Here is a 15,060-nt window from a genome sequence, read left to right on the forward strand (position 1 = left end):
AGTTGCGTCATGCGTAAACGGGAGACCAGGATGGGCAACCGCACCGCAAAGTTCATTTCCGCGCTGATCGGCAGCATCGTTGCCGGCGCGCCCATAGCTGCCGTCTCGCAGAACGCGCCGGCTGCATCGAGCGCGGCCAACGCCGCCGCCGACTGTCTCGCCTCGCCGAAGGGCATCGCGCCGCAGGGCCAGCACTGGTACTACCGCGTCGAGCGCTCGACCAAGCGGCAATGCTGGTATCTCCGTGCCGAAGGCGGCAAGGACAATGCAAAGGACAGCGCAAAGCCGGTGCAGACTGCGGCCGACACACCCGCGGCGGATGCAGCCGCGCCGCCCCAGCGCGCGGTGCAGGACGCACGCGCCGAATATGTGAAGCCGCAGCAGACCGCCGCCGCACCGGCTGCGCCCGCACAGGCCGTCCCGACGACGCCGGCGCCGACGCAACAGGCTGCGAACCCCTCCGCTGACAGCAGCGCGCAGCAGCCCGCCGTCGCCTCGCCCTGGCCCGATGCCTCCGCGGCCACATCACCCGCGCCGGAGCCGGCGCCCGCGCCTGTCGCAACGCCGGGCACAAAGGCTTCAAAATCCCCGGCGCTCGCGGCCGCAGACAGTAGCACCTACAATCCGGCCGGCTCGCTCCAGATGGTGCTGCTCGTGATCGGCGGCGCGCTGGCGTTGGCCGGCGTCCTCGCCAGCATCATCTACCGCGTCGCTGGCAGGCGCACCCGCCAGGCCGACCGCCGCGCGCATTGGGACGATTGGGAGCCGCAGGACGAAAATCCGGGCCGCGCCCCCTGGCTCGATGACGCCTCGCGCGCGCAGAAGGCCGGCCCGGTGGATTTCGATGCCGTGCGTCCCCAGATCATACAGCCCCAAGCCGCGCAGCTGAAAGCTGCGCCACCAAAAGCCGCGCAGCTCGTCGAATTCAGCAGTGCGATCGGCAGGATCGCAGCGCACTCCGCTCCCGCTCGCAAAGTGATCGCAGATCTCGACGAGGCCGACATATTCAACGGCGAATTCAAGATCGAGACGTCAGCGCCGCAGTTCGCGGCCAACGAGGCTTCCGAAGAAGCTCCGGCCGATCGCGACTCGGATGAAGGCAAAGAGGATGCGCACAAAGAGGATGCGGTCGACATCGACGTGATCACGGCGATGCTGGAACGGCTGGCGCAGGAAGGACCGCGGCTGAGGCAGCCTAGCCTTGAAGCTGACCTTGCAGACTTCGCACAAATCCCACGAGGCCAATCCGCCGCTCGCGCTTGAGGCGCTCGGCCTTCAGGATCGACTGCACCTCGGCGAAGGCCTCATCGACATCGTGGTTGATGACGATGTAGTCGTACTCGGCCCAGTGGCTCATCTCGTGGCTGGCGCGGCTCATGCGCTTGCGGATCACCTCGTCGGAATCCTGCGCGCGCGAGTGCAGGCGCTTCTCGAGATCTGCCGCCGACGGCGGCAGGATGAAGACGCTGACGACATCCGCCCGCGCCTTCTCGCGCAGCTGCTGCGTGCCCTGCCAGTCGATGTCGAACAGCACGTCCTGTCCCGATGACAGCGCGGCTTCGACTGGTGCGCGCGGCGTGCCATAGCTGTTGTCGAACACGGTCGCCCATTCCAGCAGCTCGTTGCCCTTCACCATCGCCTCGAACCTGGGCTTGTCGACGAACAGATAGTCGCGCCCGTCGACCTCGCCGGGCCGCTTCGACCGCGTCGTCGCCGAGACCGACATGCGCAGGCCCGGCATCCGGTCGATCAACAGACGCGACAGCGTCGTCTTGCCCGCGCCCGATGGTGAGGACAGCACGAACATCAATCCGCGCCGTTCGACCCCGTCAGTTCCGTGACCGCCTGCTGTCATCGATCACTCCAGATTCTGGACCTGTTCGCGGAACTGCTCGACCACGTTCTTCATGGCGAGCCCCGTATTGGTCAGCTCGATGTCGTTCGACTTCGAGCAGCAGGTGTTGACCTCGCGGTGAAACTCCTGCGCCAGGAAGTCGAGCTTGCGGCCGATCGGGCCGCCCTTGCCGATCAGCTCGCGCGCCTGCGCGATGTGCGAGGCGATGCGGTCGAGCTCCTCGCGGATATCGGCCTTGGTGGCGATCAGGATCGCCTCCTGCATCAGGCGGTCGGAATCGAAACGGTCGGAGGTGTCGAGCAGCGTCGCGATCTGCTCGGCGAGCCTCGCCTTGATCGCCTCGGGCTTGCGGCCCGGCGCGGCCTCGGCCTGCTTCGACAGCTGCTCGATCTCGTCGACGCGCTGGGTCAGGATCTGCCCGAGCGAGGTGCCCTCTCGCTTGCGCATCGCAACGAGCTCGGAGAGCGCCTTGTCGAAGGCCTCGGCCGCGGCAGCACGCGCGGCCTTGTCCTCCTCCTCGTCGCCCTCGGGCTCGGCGACCTCGACGACGCCCTTGATGGCGAGCAGGCCGTCGATGCTTGGCGCCACGGCGTCAACCTTGCCGGAGATCAGCGCGGCGGCCTTGAGCACGGCATTGAGCACGTCCTCGTTGACGCGGACGGAGGCCGCAGCGTTGGCGCGCTTGACGTTGAGATTGGCGTAGACGGTGCCGCGCGAGAGCAGCTCGCCGGCGCGTTTCTTGGCATGGGCCTCGAGCTCGTCGAACCCCTGCGGCAGCCGCACCCGCAAGTCAAAGCCCTTGGCGTTGACCGACTTCAATTCCCATTCGAACGTATACGGCCCGCTTGCGCCGTGGCTTCGGGCAAAGCCGGTCATGGACGACAGCGCCATCAGGTCAATTTCTCCGGAAACGCAGGATTCGCAAGGCATCAAGCCACGCGAATCTTAAGACTATTTTGCAGGAAAGTGGAATCCGCAAAGTCCCGTAGCAGACCTGCAGCCAGCTTAGCGCTGGACCACCGGCGGCGAGGGCTGCACCGCGCCCTGCCGGGCCGGAGCGGGATTCGCCGGGCGGGCCGGCGGCTTCTTCTGCTGGTTGGGCCGCGCCGGCGTGGTCGCGGTGGGCGCATCGGCCGCGGCGGGCGCGGCGGCCGCCGGCGGCGCATCCTCAGCCGGCTCGACCGTGTCGTTCTGGATCTGCTTCTCCATCGCGCGCAGCTTGGCGACGTTCTTCTGGTGCGCGTCGTAGGTCTCGGTGAAGGCATGCCCGCCGGTGCCGTCGGCGACGAAATAGAGGTCGCGGGTGCGGGCCGGGTTGGCAGCGGCTTCCAGCGAGGCGCGGCCGGGGTTGGAGATCGGGCCCGGCGGCAGGCCCTCGATCACATAGGTGTTGTAGGGCGAAGGCTGCGTGATCTCGCTGCGCTTGATCGGACGGCCGAGCGTGCCTTTGCCGCCGACGAGACCGTAGATGATGGTCGGATCGGACTGCAGCTTGATCCGCTGCTTCAGCCGATTGACGAACACGGCAGCAACACGGCTGCGCTCGTCCGGCTTGCCGGTCTCCTTCTCCACGATCGAGGCCAGCGTCACCAGCTGCTCCGGCGACTTGACCGGAATGTCCTGGCTGCGGCGCTCCCAGATCTCGGCCAGCACGCGCTTGTGCGCCTGCTGCATGCGCTGGATCACCTGCTCGCGCGTGGTGCCGCGCGGGAACTTGTAGGTCTCCGGTAGAAGCGTGCCCTCGCGCGGCAGCTCGCGCACGCTGCCCGTGAAAATGTCGTTGTCGGACAGCCGCGCCACGATCTGCTCGGAGGTCAGGCCCTCCGGTATCGTCACGGCGTGCTGCACCACCTTGCCCTCGACGATGGTGGCGATGACGTCACGCAAGGACGCATTCTTCTGGAACGAATACTCACCCGGCTTGAGGTCAGAGCTCGCCTTCAGCGCGGCAACGCTCGCAATGAACACCCATGGGTTGACGTCGGTCACGCCTTCCCGGTTCAGCGTCTCGGCGATGTCGCGTTTGCCCGCGCGCTGCGGGATGTTGACGATCTTGTCTTCCTTCAGCGGCCCCGCCGCCTCGAGCACCTGCCGGCCGTAATAATAGACGCCGCCGGCGCCGAGCATGGCGATCAGCAGCAGGGTGATGATGGCATTGCCGACGACCACGAAGGGATTGCGCGCGCGGTCCGATCGCTTCGGCGGCGGCGGGACCTGCTCGGGCTCGAGCGCAGCCCGCGGGCTCCGGGGCGAAATGGGCGGCCTTTCACTCATCGAAGCAACCTGAATCCTGCCGGTTCAATCGCAGCCTGGCAATCGCTTGCCCTGCCAATGCACGCGCCCGCTTCCATGACTATCGCCGAATACGGCAAAACGGTGGATTCGTCGCAACCACAAACTAATGGACCAGGCGCCGGACGATCACCGACGCGTTGGTACCGCCAAAACCGAAAGAATTCGACAACGCGACGTTGATCTCACGCTTCTTCGCCTTGTGCGGCACGAGGTCGATCGCGGTCTCGACCGACGGATTGTCGAGGTTGATCGTCGGCGGCACGACATTATCGCGAATCGCGAGAATGGCGAAGATCGCTTCGATCGCGCCGGCCGCACCGAGGAGATGGCCGGTCGACGATTTGGTCGAGGACATCGCGACCTTGGAGGCGGCGTTGCCGAGCAGGCGCTCGACCGCACCGAGCTCGATCTCGTCGCCGAGCGGTGTCGAGGTGCCATGCGCGTTGATGTAGTCGAGATCCGACGGCGACAGGCCGGCACGCTTGAGCGCCGCCGACATGCTGCGGAAGCCGCCATCGCCATCGGGCGACGGCGACGTAATGTGATAGGCGTCACCCGAAAGGCCGTAGCCGATCACCTCGGCGTAGATCCTGGCGCCGCGGCGCTGGGCGTGCTCGAGCTCCTCGAGCACGAGGACGCCGGCACCCTCGCCCATCACGAAGCCATCGCGGTCCTTGTCGTAGGGACGCGAGGCCTTCTCGGGCGTGTCGTTGAAGCCGGTCGACAGCGCACGCGCGGCATTGAAGCCGGCAATGCCGATGCGGCTGATCGGCGATTCGGCGCCGCCCGCGACCATCACGTCGGCATCGCCCAGCGCGATCAGGCGGGCGGCATCGCCGACCGCATGCGCGCCGGTCGAGCAGGCCGTGACCACGGAATGGTTCGGTCCCTTCAGCCCGTGGGCGATCGAGACGTAGCCGGAGGCGAGATTGATCAGGCGGCCCGGAATGAAGAACGGCGACACCCGGCGCGGTCCGCGCTCCTTCAAGAGGATCGCGGTGTCGGCGATGCCGTTGAGGCCACCGATGCCGGACCCGATCATGGTGCCGGTCGCGCACTTGTCCTCTTCGGTCTCGGGATGCCAGTTGGCATCGTCGAGCGCCTGGCCGGCCGCGGCCATGCCGAAGATGATGAAGTCGTCGACCTTGCGCTGGTCCTTCGGCTCCATCCATTTGTCGGGATTGAAGGTGTCGTTGCTGCCGTCGCCGCGCACGACGGTGCAAGCGTATTTGGTCTGCAGATCGGAGACATCGAAGCTCTCGATCGGCCGCGCACCGCTCTCACCGTTGAGGATGCGTTTCCAGGTCGGCTCGACGCCGCAACCGAGTGGCGAGACCATGCCGAGACCCGTGACGACAACCCGCCTCATATCCGAAAACTCCGCATCGAAAGATTCACGGCCAATAACAAGAAACCGGCTGACCGCTGGCAAGCGGCCCGTCCGGTTTCAATGTTGTCCCCGCGAAAATGAAGAGCCTTAGCTCTTCGCGTTCTTCTCGAGAAACTTCGTGGCGTCGCCGACGGTCAGAATCGTCTCCGCGGCGTCGTCCGGAATCTCGCAACCAAATTCTTCTTCGAACGCCATCACCAGCTCGACGGTGTCCAGACTGTCGGCGCCGAGGTCGTCGATGAAGCTCGCGTTGTCGACAACCTTCTCGGGCTCAACACCAAGGTGTTCGACCACGATCTTCTTAACCCGCTCGCCAATGTCACTCATTGCTTAACCTCGTGTTGTTCCCTGTAGACCCGACCCCCCGGGACGATACGAGCCGTCGTGGTCGTGTTACTGCCTTCGCTTACGAACTTTGATTTGGCCCCATCCAAACCGATGCTGGGCCCGGCGAACGACGGCCAAGGCACCGCATCGCCAATATACAGGGTTTCAAAAACCTGCAATGGCGTTCTTTGCCCATCCGTTGAAGGTCCGGTTATCATACTTCAACTGCCTTGACTACAAGCCTCATTTCGCTCCGGAAACGGCCGTTTGCCGCATCCCGCACCGCCCGCGTGGGCAGTGCGGGACGAGGGTTTCAGATCATGGCCATGCCGCCATTGACGTGGATGGTCTGGCCGGTGACGTAGGCTGCTTCGTTCGAACTCAGGTAAACGGCGGCGGCCGCAATGTCCTCGGGCGTCCCGAGGCGAGCGGCCGGAACCTTGGTCAGAATCGTCTCTCGCTGCTTGTCGTTGAGCGCGTCGGTCATCGGCGTCTTGATGAAGCCGGGCGCGATGCAGTTCGCGGTCACGCCGCGCTTGGCGTATTCGGCGCCCAGCGTCTTGATCATGCCGATCAGGCCAGCCTTGGACGCGGTGTAGTTGCCCTGTCCGGGATTGCCGGTGACGCCGACCACCGAGGTGATGGCGATGATGCGGCCGAAGCGCTTACGCATCATCAATTTGGTCGCGGCGCGCGCCAGGCGGAAGGTCGCGGTCAGATTGACGTTGATGACCTCCTCCCAGTCCTCATCGCGGAGCTGGACGAAGAGATTGTCGCGGGTGATGCCGGCATTGGCGATCAGGATGTCGACCTGCCCCATCGCAGCTTCGGCGGCAGGCACCAGCGCCTCGACCTCGTCGGCCTTGGAGAGGTTGCAAGGCAATACATGGGTGCGCTCGCCGAGCTTGCCGGCAAGCTCATCCAGCACTTCCTTCCGCGTCCCCGAAATCGCAACGGTGGCGCCCTGCGCATGCAGCGCCTGCGCGATCGCGCCGCCGATGCCGCCGGTCGCGCCGGTGACGAGCGCCTTCTTGCCAGTCAGATCGAACATCGAAAACTCCTCCAAAGCACGATCCGGAAAAGTGCGTAGCGGTTTTCCGGCAAGATCGTGCGCAACCTTAAGCCTGCTTCGCAGCGGCCAATGCATCCTTGGCGGCGGCAATGTCGTTGGGACCGCCGACCGCAACGCCAACGGCACCGTCGGCAATGCGCTTGACGAGTCCGGTCAGAACCTTGCCCGCGCCGATCTCGAAGAAGCGCGTGACGCCCTGCCCTGCCATATAGGCAACCGACTCGCGCCAGCGCACCGTGCCGGTGACCTGCTCGATCAGGCGGCGACGGATCTCGTCGGGATCGGTGATGGCGCTCGCCAGCACGTTCGACACCAGGGGCGCAGCCGGCGCCGTGATCGTGACCTTGGCCAGCGCCTCGGCCATGGCGTCGGCGGCAGGCTGCATCAGCTTGCAGTGGAACGGCGCGGACACCGGCAGCAACATGGCGCGCTTGGCGCCCTTGGTCTTGGCGATCTCGACGGCCCGGTCGACCGCAGCCTTGTCGCCGGAGACCACCACCTGGCCGCCGCCATTGTCGTTGGCCGCCTGGCAGACCTGCCCCTGCGCAGCCTCGCCCGCGACCTCAATGGCCGCCTCATAGTCGAGGCCAAGCAGCGCGGCCATCGCGCCAACGCCGACAGGAACGGCTTTTTGCATTGCGAGACCGCGGGTGCGAAGCAGCCGCGCGGTGTCGGGGACCGTCAGGCTGCCAGCCGCGGCCAGCGCCGAATATTCACCGAGCGAGTGGCCGGCGACGAAGGCCGCATCCCGCCCGACGGAAAACCCGGCTTCGGCCTCCAGCACGCGCAGGGTGGCGATCGACACCGCCATCAGCGCCGGCTGGGCGTTCTCGGTGAGCTGGAGGGTTTCGGCCGGGCCATCCCAGATGGTCGTCGTCAGCTTCTCGCCAAGCGCGGCATCGACCTCGTCGAACACGGCGCGCGCCACCGGAAACGCATCGGCCAGGGCCTTGCCCATGCCAACGGCCTGGGACCCCTGCCCCGGAAATGTGAATGCTGCCGTCATCGGCGCTCCCTGCTTGTCGGGCGTGATCACTTGCGAGAACCGGCAGCCGATTACGCGCGGCCTTGGGCCATGGTTCCGGATCACGCTCCAAAGGGGGCCGTAGACCCGTCTAGGGCCGGAATGTCAAGCCAAGATAGGAACTTCGGCCGGCATTCACCTGGGGATGCGGCCCCTAGAATCCACCATTGGTCTGGTTGGCATCGACCGCCGCCCCCGCCTGCGCGCGGCGCGCGCTGTTGACCAGCTGTCCCGGACGGTCGTCCCGGTCGGGTTTCGCGGTCGCGAGCCGCAGCACCGCGGCGTAGCCGGGCTGCACCTCCATGCGGCCGGCATGCCGGCTCGCGGTCAGCAGGCGATGCACCTTCGGCAGATTGTAGCAGGGCACGTAGAACAGCAGATGATGCTCGAGGTGATAGTTGACGTAGTACGGCGCGATGAACAGGCGCTCGAGGAAGTTTGCATGCGTGGTGCGGGTGTTGCGCAGGGGATCGCTGCTGTCAGGCACGACGGCGTGCTCGGCGATGTTGCGGATGCGGGTGATGACCATCATCCAGGTCAGCAGCGGCACCAGCCATAGCAGCGGATAGGCCCACCACACGCCGGCCGTCGCGCACGCCGCAAACATCGCGGCGTTGACGAGGCATTGCGGGCCGAGCTTCTCCCAGAAATGCGCGGCGCGCTGACGCCACGGCCAATCCTTCGGTCCCAGCGCGTTGAGGAGTTGCGCCTTGCGCTGCTGATAGCCGGTCTGCCCGGTGATGTCGCGAATGAACTTGCGACGATAGCTGAGCTTCGTGATGGGAAACGGCGCCGACAGCACGAGATCAGGATCGTCCTCCTGCTGCGTGCGCGCGTGGTGCTGGAGATGATAGCGCCGATAGCTGCGCGTCTCGGCAAAGAGCGGATAGGCGCAGAGCCACTGGCTCAGCGCCAGATTGGTCCTCTCGTCGGCAGACAGGCAGCCATGCGCGCCGTCATGCATGAGGATCGCAAGGCCCAGCTGGCGCGAGCCGATAATCGCGACCGCGAAGATGTAAGTGAGCGGATTGGGCCACCACGCCACGAGCGCAATCGCACCGATGATAAGCGCCCAGGCGTGCGCGATCAGCGCGACGCCCTTCCACGTCACGCGCTGGCGCACGTCGGCAAGTTGATCGTCGGTCAGGAAATCGCGGGCACGCATGCGAAGTGCGGTCATGGACTAGCCCTCTTCGTTGGAATTGCCGAATGCACCGCGCTCGTCGACGAGACGCAGGCGCGCGGTGTCGTTTGTCGATTTTGCCTGCTCGCCGAGCACGCGCAGCATCTCGGCGCAGAGCGCGTCGGGCGAGCGGCCCATCGCGTAGCCTTCGAGGATGACGCCGATGGCGACGGCCCAGAACCGCCGCGAGCTTTCGTCGGGCGCACGCAATGAACGCCAGCCGTGGCGGGCAACCTGGCCCGCATAGGCGCGCGTGCCTTCGCTGTGCAGGCGCTCGATGGTGCGCTCGACCAAAGGCGCGAGATCCTGGCGCCGCCGCGTCAGTGTCAGGGCTTCGGCGAAGAAGGCGATCGAATCGCTTGCCGTCACGGTCTCGGCGAGCGCGTAGGTGTATTCCGCCGGCGTGCGGGCCTTCTGAGCAGCCTGCTCGGTCGCGCGCGCGAGATACAGGAGATCGCGGCAGGCGCATTCGACGAACAGCGCCTCCTTGGTGCGGAAGTAATAGGTGATCTGGCTCGGGAACGCGTTCGCGGCCGCCGCGATGTCGGTGATCGAGGCTCCTGACAGCCCCCGCTCCCGGAACAGCGGGCTCGCCGCGTCCAGGAGGAGCGACCGCATCTTGCGGCCGGCCGAGCGTGTCGCGCGCACCGCGTGCTTGGGGTCGCCGGCCGCCTCTATCGGTTCAGGGACAGACTTTTTGGCCATGAAAATCTCTCGCTGGATTTATTTGTATGACATACAAACAAGTAATTCAAGCCGGAATGTGGTATGCGGAGGTGGGTTAGACCGGAACCGCACCGGAACCATCCGGGCCGAAAAGGTGACCGGCAACCTTGCAAAGCCGGCCAAAATCCGTATAAGCGCGCCATCCGCAGACCCCGGCCGGGAGCTGAACGGACGGTCTCAGCAAATCATTCGTGATTTTGGTGTGGCAGGGCCAGTCGGCCCGTCGTCCCGTGTTTCCGCCTTCTGAGCTTCATCCCAGAGTCCTTTCCGAAGGCCTCTTAAGGGCTTGACGCCGGGCGATGCGCCAACACGAGGAAAGGACCATCATGGCTCTCTATGAGCATGTCTTTCTCGCGCGTCAGGACGCGAGCACGCAGCAGGTCGAAGAGCTGACTGCGCAGATGACCGGGATCGTCGAAGGTCTCGGCGGCAAGGTCACCAAGACCGAGAATTGGGGCGTTCGCTCCCTCACCTACCGCATGAACAAGAACCGCAAGGCGCACTTCGTGCTGCTCAACATCGACGCGCCGGCTGCGGCGATCGCCGAGATCGAGCGCCAGGAGCGCATCAGCGAAGACGTGATCCGCTATCTCAGCGTTCGCGTCGAGGAGCTTGAGGAAGGCCCGTCCGCGATGATGCGCAAGGCCGATCGCGATCGCGAGCGTGATGACCGTGGCGGCGGCTTCCGTGACCGCGAAGGTGGCGGCTTCCGTGGCGACCGCGAGGGTGGTTTCCGTGGCGGCGATCGCGACGGCGGCTTCCGCGGTGATCGCGGCCCGCGCCGTCCGCGCGAAGAAGCTGAAACCACGACGGATGGGGAGTAAGATCAATGGCTGAAGCTGGTGCACGCCGTCCGTTTTTCCGTCGTCGCAAGAGCTGCCCGTTCACGGGCGCCAATGCGCCGAAGATCGACTACAAGGACTCCAAGCTGTTGATGCGTTACGTCTCCGAGCGCGGCAAGATCGTGCCGAGCCGCATCACCGCCGTGTCCGCGAAGAAGCAGCGTGAGCTCGCCCGCGCCATCAAGCGCGCGCGGTTCCTGGGCCTCCTGCCCTACGTCATTCGCTAAGACGAATTCGGCCGGCGGCGCCACCGCCGCCGGTCGCACTCTTTGATCTCATAAGGCTTCCGGGTCGTCCGGTCGCCGATGGTTGGGGCGAGACGCCTCTAACCGCTCGAAGGGAGCGGGACAGCTGATGATGGCCTTTGGACTGATAGCCCTGATCGCCGGCGCTGCGTCGGCCCTGATGTTCGCCTCGATCGTGTCGGGCGCGCTGATCTCGCTCGTCCTGGTTTGCCTTGCTCCCCTGCCGCTCATGCTGGCTGCGATCGCCTGGGGCCCGCTCTGCGGCGCGATTGGCGGTCTCGCCGCCATGCTCGTCATCGGCGGTGCGCTCAGCATGCCTCTGGCCCTGGGTTACGGTCTTGCGATCGCGTTGCCGGCCTGGTGGCTCGGGCATCTCGCCATGCTTGGACGGTCCGTCACTGGCGGTACGACGGTGGCCGATGCGGCTGCCGTCGAGGTCGAATGGTATCCGCTCGGGCGTATCCTGCTGTGGATCGCGGCACTGGCGACGCTTCTCACCGCAGGATCTCTGCTGTCGCTCGGGACTGACGCGTCGGCAATCGGCGACGCGATGCGCCGCGGCTTCGCCAGGATCTTCTCGCTGGTGGGCGATACGACCGTCACTGAGAGCGATCCCCGCGTCAGCCTGATGGTCGCCGTGACGCCGGTTCTGGTTGCGGCCTCGCAGATGACGACGCTCACCCTCAATCTCTGGCTTGCCGCGAAAGTCGCGGCTGTTTCAGGCAAGCTGCATCGGCCCTGGCCGGACCTCAGCAGCACGAGCTTGCCACCAATGACGCTCGTGGCGCTCTGTGTCGCGCTTGCCTTCAGCTTCTCCGGCGGAATGGCCGGCATCCTGGCTGTCATCGTCACGACCGTGCTGATGGTGGCCTATGCGCTGATCGGCCTTGCCGTTCTGCACACCATCACACGCGACCTCGCCAATCGCGGATTCTGGCTCGCTGCTGCATACGCCATCATCTTCATGTTCAGCGTGAGCCTCGTCCTGCTGACCGCCCTCGGCCTCGCGGACGCGGTGTTCGGCTTCCGCGAGCGCTACTTGCGCAGTCGCCAGCCGCCGCCTTTGCCGACCCCTTAAGTCCACCCCTGTAACCCAGAACTCAAACAGCACTTCAAAAGGAGAACGAATATGGAAGTCATTCTGCTGGAACGCGTCAACAAGCTCGGCCAGATGGGCGAAGTCGTGAAGGTTCGCGACGGCTATGCCCGCAATTTCCTGCTCAAGCGCGGCAAGGCGCTGCGCGCCACCGCCGACAACCGCGCCAAGTACGACGGCATGAAGGCCGATCTCGAGGCCCGCAACCTCGCCTCGAAGGCCGAGGCGTCCAAGGTCGCCGAGAAGATCGAGGGCAAGAACATCATCGTGATCCGTCAGGCGTCGGAAGCCGGTCAGCTGTTCGGCTCGGTCACGGTGCGTGACGTCGTCATGGCGTTCGAAGCCGACGGCGTTTCGCTGGCCCGCCCGCAGGTGCAGCTCGATGCGCCGATCAAGACCATCGGCAAGCACTCGATCACCGTCGCCGTCCACCCCGAGGTCGAGGTCGAGGTCACCGTCACGGTTGCACGCAGCCAGGACGAGGCCGAGCGCATCAACCGCGGCGAGGACATCTCGACCCGCAACGAGGACCGCGATGCGGCCGCCGAGGCGATTGCCGCCGCCGGCGAGTTCTTCGATCCGGAAGCCCAGCACGACGAGGCCGAGCCGGCCCCGGCTGCGGAAGAGAAGTAAGCAACAACTCGTCATGCGCGGGCTTGACCCGCGCATCCATCGAAAGAGTTTTGCTCAAGCGATGGATTGCCGGGTCAAGCCCGGCAATGACGGCGGAGAGTGGATCAGCCCGGTCGCCTCAGGCGGCCGGGCTTTTCGTTTTGGCGGCGACATCCTCGCTGAGCATCGCGATCGAGGCGAGCGCCGTTGCCGTATGCTTCTCGACGCCGTCGCTGACACAGAACACGTCGGCGGCGACCACCGAGACCTGGCGGCCCGGCTTGATCACCCTCGCCCGGCAGATCAGCTTGTCGCCGACTGCAGGCGACAACAAATTCAGCTTGTATTCAGCCGTCAGCGCCGGCTGGCCGCGCGAGGTAGCCGCGGCGATGGTCGTGGCGTTGTCGACCAGGAAGGCGGTGACGCCGCCGTGAAAGAAGCCGTGCTGCTGCAGCAGCTCCGGCCGGCGGCCCACGGCGATCGTGCAGGTGCCGCGCGACAATTCGGACAGCTCGGCGCCGACCAGATTCATAAAACCCTGCCGGCCGACATTGGCGTGGATACGCGCGGCGATCGGCTCAAATTCGGGATCTGCTTCGGCTCGCATGAGGCTTCTCCTTAGTCCTGGTTGATGCGGTCAGGCGACATCAGCGCACGGATCGCGCAGGCGATCAGCGCATCGGCCTCGCCGCGGGGATCGGTGCGGTCGCGCCCCGACAGGAAGGCGCGGCAAAAGATCTGCGCCGGCCCGATCAGCTGGCTGACGAACATCACCGGCGTCATCGGCAGCAGCTCGCCGCCGGCGACGAGCGGCGCGCGCCAACGCTCGATGCCTTCGGCAAGGCGTGCATTCTGTGCGCGCTGGGCGTCGCGCACGTCCTCGCCCCATTCGCTGCGCGAGATCTCGAACAGGTAGCGCGCCTCGCGCCGGCTGGTGACGACCCAGTCGAGATGCGCGCGGATCAGCCGATCGATGCCCTGCCTGGCGTCGGGCTCGGGATCGAGCGCGGCCAGCACCGCGGCGTGATAGTGCCCGAGCACCTCCAGGAACAGCGCGCCGGCGAGCTCCTTCTTCGAGCCGAAGACATGGAAGAAGCTGCCGTTCGACGCGCGCGCGCGGGCACGGATCGCGGCGACCGTCGCAGCTTCGAAGCCGACGCGGTCGAACACGAACAGCCCTGCCGCCAACAGGTCATCACGCACACTCGCCGCCATCCGCGCCTCCTAGAGCTATACTCTAGAGTAATACTCTAATCACGGTCAAGACGATGCGGAGGTCGCGATGACGCGACCTCCGCAGATCGATCGGGAATTTCAGCTGGATTAGCGCGAGATCGGCGGCGCTGGCGTGCCGGAGGATTCCGCCGGCGGCGCCGCAGCAGTCGCAGGCGGTGCCGCCTCCTGCGGCTTGGAGGCAGGTTCAGGACTCGCGGGCCTGGGAGCCGCCTCTTCCACCGGCTTGGGCGCGGCCGGTTCAGCGGGCTTCGCCGCGGCCGCAGGCGGAGCCGGCGTCACCTGCGGCACCGGATCGGGCCGCAGCGCCGGTGTGTCGCTGCCGCGCGGCTCGACCTTAGCACTCTCAGGCTTTGGCTCAGCGGCTTTCTCCGGCGCCTTGCCGCTGTCGGGCTTGGTGTCAGGCTCGACCTTGGTGCTCTCCGGCTTGGACTCGGGCTTCGGCTCGCTCTTCTTCTCTTCAGTGGTGGGCGCAGCTGCGTCGACCTTCGGTGCTTCCTCGGTCCCGGGCTTGCTGCGACGCTTGCCCTTGCGGCCCTCGGGCAATGCCTGTCCCTCAGGCTTCGCGCCCTCCTCGCTCGGCCGCGCCGCGCGCTTCTGCCGACCCTCGGCAGGCGGAGCCGCGCCCTCGCCCTCCGGCTTGGCCGCTTCCTGCGAGCGCTGGCGGCGGCCCTGATGCTCTGGCGACTGGCCCGGCGCGGTGTTGGCGTCCTTCTCCTTGGCGCCGTCCTTCTTGCCGTCCTTGGCCTGGTAGCGGGTATCGGTGGCGCCGTTGGAGACGAGGTAGGAGGCGAGGATGCCCGCCATGTCCGAGCTCGTGGTGTAGTGCTGGCGCAAGAAGCCCGGCAGCGAGCCGGGCGCGACGGACTTCAACAGGCCGCGCGGGCTCTTGTGGCACGCATTGCAGGTCTGCGCGAAGATCTGGGACGGACTTTTGCCGGCCTCGAGGTTCGTCGCCTGCGCAAGAACGGTATCGGTCGCGCCGAAGCCGATCAGAAGCAATACCGTCGCGAGGCTGAGCGCTCGGCTCGACATTCCCATCATCTCCATTGAATTCCGAGAGGTGCAGCCGGCGGCGGGCGCGGCGGCGGGTCACCTTTTAGCGGATTGAGCCGCGAATGGAAGCAGGCCCCACCCGCAAGGATGTGGTTAAGCGGTTT

The 15,060-nt window shown here is 66.0% G+C and carries 17 protein-coding genes; 5 read left to right on the top strand and 12 right to left on the bottom strand.

Annotated elements, in window-relative coordinates:
• Positions 1-30: 30 nt before the first annotated feature.
• A complete protein-coding gene (locus BRAGE_RS0118215; protein WP_027557581.1) occupies positions 31-1,263 on the top strand; it encodes a hypothetical protein in 1,233 nt (410 codons plus the stop codon).
• Here the strand turns inward: BRAGE_RS0118215 and gmk are convergent.
• The 9 genes from gmk to BRAGE_RS0118260 form a co-directional block, all read right to left on the bottom strand.
• Positions 1,196-1,855 (bottom strand): guanylate kinase, encoded by a 660-nt coding sequence (gene gmk / locus BRAGE_RS0118220; protein ID WP_027557580.1) that lies wholly within the window; start codon positions 1,853-1,855, stop codon positions 1,196-1,198. The genes BRAGE_RS0118215 and gmk overlap by 68 nt on opposite strands.
• A 3-nt stretch (positions 1,856-1,858) precedes the next feature.
• Positions 1,859-2,746 carry a YicC/YloC family endoribonuclease gene (locus tag BRAGE_RS0118225; protein ID WP_027557579.1) on the bottom strand — a complete coding sequence of 296 codons (888 nt, stop codon included), beginning with the start codon at positions 2,744-2,746 and terminating at the stop codon, positions 1,859-1,861.
• Positions 2,747-2,860: 114 nt separating this feature from the next.
• Complete coding sequence (mltG, locus tag BRAGE_RS0118230; RefSeq protein ID WP_027557578.1) at positions 2,861-4,129, bottom strand: endolytic transglycosylase MltG; 1,269 nt, start codon at positions 4,127-4,129, stop codon at positions 2,861-2,863.
• 124 nt (positions 4,130-4,253) lie between these two features.
• Positions 4,254-5,519: a beta-ketoacyl-ACP synthase II gene (gene fabF / locus BRAGE_RS0118235; protein WP_027557577.1), complete on the bottom strand. Its 1,266-nt coding sequence runs from the start codon at positions 5,517-5,519 to the stop codon at positions 4,254-4,256.
• 108 nt (positions 5,520-5,627) lie between these two features.
• On the bottom strand, positions 5,628-5,867 hold the full coding sequence (locus BRAGE_RS0118240) for an acyl carrier protein (protein WP_008551805.1): 240 nt from the start codon (positions 5,865-5,867) through the stop codon (positions 5,628-5,630).
• 313 nt (positions 5,868-6,180) lie between these two features.
• Entirely contained in the window at positions 6,181-6,918 is a 738-nt protein-coding gene (gene fabG, locus BRAGE_RS0118245; protein WP_027557576.1) for a 3-oxoacyl-[acyl-carrier-protein] reductase, read from the bottom strand.
• Positions 6,919-6,985: 67 nt separating this feature from the next.
• A complete protein-coding gene (gene fabD, locus BRAGE_RS0118250) occupies positions 6,986-7,945 on the bottom strand; it encodes an ACP S-malonyltransferase (protein ID WP_027557575.1) in 960 nt (319 codons plus the stop codon).
• A 172-nt stretch (positions 7,946-8,117) separates the two neighbouring features.
• Positions 8,118-9,143, bottom strand: coding sequence for a fatty acid desaturase family protein (locus tag BRAGE_RS0118255; RefSeq protein WP_027557574.1), 1,026 nt, complete (start codon positions 9,141-9,143; stop codon positions 8,118-8,120).
• 3 nt (positions 9,144-9,146) lie between these two features.
• A complete protein-coding gene (locus tag BRAGE_RS0118260; protein ID WP_027557573.1) occupies positions 9,147-9,851 on the bottom strand; it encodes a TetR/AcrR family transcriptional regulator C-terminal domain-containing protein in 705 nt (234 codons plus the stop codon).
• 347 nt (positions 9,852-10,198) lie between these two features.
• Between BRAGE_RS0118260 and rpsF the strand changes: the two genes are divergently transcribed.
• From rpsF to rplI, 4 genes are all read left to right on the top strand, one after another.
• Complete coding sequence (gene rpsF, locus BRAGE_RS0118265) at positions 10,199-10,696, top strand: 30S ribosomal protein S6 (RefSeq protein WP_027557572.1); 498 nt, start codon at positions 10,199-10,201, stop codon at positions 10,694-10,696.
• A 5-nt stretch (positions 10,697-10,701) separates the two neighbouring features.
• Positions 10,702-10,941, top strand: coding sequence for a 30S ribosomal protein S18 (gene rpsR / locus BRAGE_RS0118270; protein ID WP_007592020.1), 240 nt, complete (start codon positions 10,702-10,704; stop codon positions 10,939-10,941).
• 127 nt (positions 10,942-11,068) lie between these two features.
• Positions 11,069-12,037, top strand: a complete 969-nt coding sequence (locus BRAGE_RS0118275; RefSeq protein WP_027557571.1) for a DUF2232 domain-containing protein — start codon at positions 11,069-11,071, stop codon at positions 12,035-12,037.
• A gap of 51 nt (positions 12,038-12,088) precedes the next feature.
• Complete coding sequence (gene rplI / locus BRAGE_RS0118280; RefSeq protein ID WP_027557570.1) at positions 12,089-12,688, top strand: 50S ribosomal protein L9; 600 nt, start codon at positions 12,089-12,091, stop codon at positions 12,686-12,688.
• Positions 12,689-12,806: 118 nt separating this feature from the next.
• Here the strand turns inward: rplI and BRAGE_RS0118285 are convergent, their stop codons facing one another.
• The 3 genes from BRAGE_RS0118285 to BRAGE_RS0118295 all read right to left on the bottom strand — a co-directional run bounded on the left by BRAGE_RS0118285 (position 12,807) and on the right by BRAGE_RS0118295 (position 14,935).
• Complete coding sequence (locus BRAGE_RS0118285; RefSeq protein WP_027557569.1) at positions 12,807-13,274, bottom strand: PaaI family thioesterase; 468 nt, start codon at positions 13,272-13,274, stop codon at positions 12,807-12,809.
• A gap of 11 nt (positions 13,275-13,285) precedes the next feature.
• Entirely contained in the window at positions 13,286-13,882 is a 597-nt protein-coding gene (locus BRAGE_RS0118290) for a TetR/AcrR family transcriptional regulator (RefSeq protein WP_027557568.1), read from the bottom strand.
• A gap of 108 nt (positions 13,883-13,990) precedes the next feature.
• Complete coding sequence (locus tag BRAGE_RS0118295) at positions 13,991-14,935, bottom strand: hypothetical protein (RefSeq protein WP_027557567.1); 945 nt, start codon at positions 14,933-14,935, stop codon at positions 13,991-13,993.
• Positions 14,936-15,060 lie beyond the last annotated feature (125 nt).

This window comes from Bradyrhizobium genosp. SA-4 str. CB756, from assembly GCF_000473125.1.
Taxonomy (GTDB): Bacteria; Pseudomonadota; Alphaproteobacteria; order Rhizobiales; family Xanthobacteraceae; genus Bradyrhizobium; species Bradyrhizobium arachidis.

Coding starts and splice junctions, on each gene's coding strand:
- BRAGE_RS0118215 (WP_027557581.1), top strand. CDS start 31: ATGGGCAACCGCACCGCAAAGTTCATTTCCGCGCTGATCGGCAGCATC.
- gmk (WP_027557580.1), bottom strand. CDS start 1,855: ATGACAGCAGGCGGTCACGGAACTGACGGGGTCGAACGGCGCGGATTG.
- BRAGE_RS0118225 (WP_027557579.1), bottom strand. CDS start 2,746: ATGGCGCTGTCGTCCATGACCGGCTTTGCCCGAAGCCACGGCGCAAGC.
- mltG (WP_027557578.1), bottom strand. CDS start 4,129: ATGAGTGAAAGGCCGCCCATTTCGCCCCGGAGCCCGCGGGCTGCGCTC.
- fabF (WP_027557577.1), bottom strand. CDS start 5,519: ATGAGGCGGGTTGTCGTCACGGGTCTCGGCATGGTCTCGCCACTCGGT.
- BRAGE_RS0118240 (WP_008551805.1), bottom strand. CDS start 5,867: ATGAGTGACATTGGCGAGCGGGTTAAGAAGATCGTGGTCGAACACCTT.
- fabG (WP_027557576.1), bottom strand. CDS start 6,918: ATGTTCGATCTGACTGGCAAGAAGGCGCTCGTCACCGGCGCGACCGGC.
- fabD (WP_027557575.1), bottom strand. CDS start 7,945: ATGACGGCAGCATTCACATTTCCGGGGCAGGGGTCCCAGGCCGTTGGC.
- BRAGE_RS0118255 (WP_027557574.1), bottom strand. CDS start 9,143: ATGACCGCACTTCGCATGCGTGCCCGCGATTTCCTGACCGACGATCAA.
- BRAGE_RS0118260 (WP_027557573.1), bottom strand. CDS start 9,851: ATGGCCAAAAAGTCTGTCCCTGAACCGATAGAGGCGGCCGGCGACCCC.
- rpsF (WP_027557572.1), top strand. CDS start 10,199: ATGGCTCTCTATGAGCATGTCTTTCTCGCGCGTCAGGACGCGAGCACG.
- rpsR (WP_007592020.1), top strand. CDS start 10,702: ATGGCTGAAGCTGGTGCACGCCGTCCGTTTTTCCGTCGTCGCAAGAGC.
- BRAGE_RS0118275 (WP_027557571.1), top strand. CDS start 11,069: ATGATGGCCTTTGGACTGATAGCCCTGATCGCCGGCGCTGCGTCGGCC.
- rplI (WP_027557570.1), top strand. CDS start 12,089: ATGGAAGTCATTCTGCTGGAACGCGTCAACAAGCTCGGCCAGATGGGC.
- BRAGE_RS0118285 (WP_027557569.1), bottom strand. CDS start 13,274: ATGCGAGCCGAAGCAGATCCCGAATTTGAGCCGATCGCCGCGCGTATC.
- BRAGE_RS0118290 (WP_027557568.1), bottom strand. CDS start 13,882: ATGGCGGCGAGTGTGCGTGATGACCTGTTGGCGGCAGGGCTGTTCGTG.
- BRAGE_RS0118295 (WP_027557567.1), bottom strand. CDS start 14,935: ATGTCGAGCCGAGCGCTCAGCCTCGCGACGGTATTGCTTCTGATCGGC.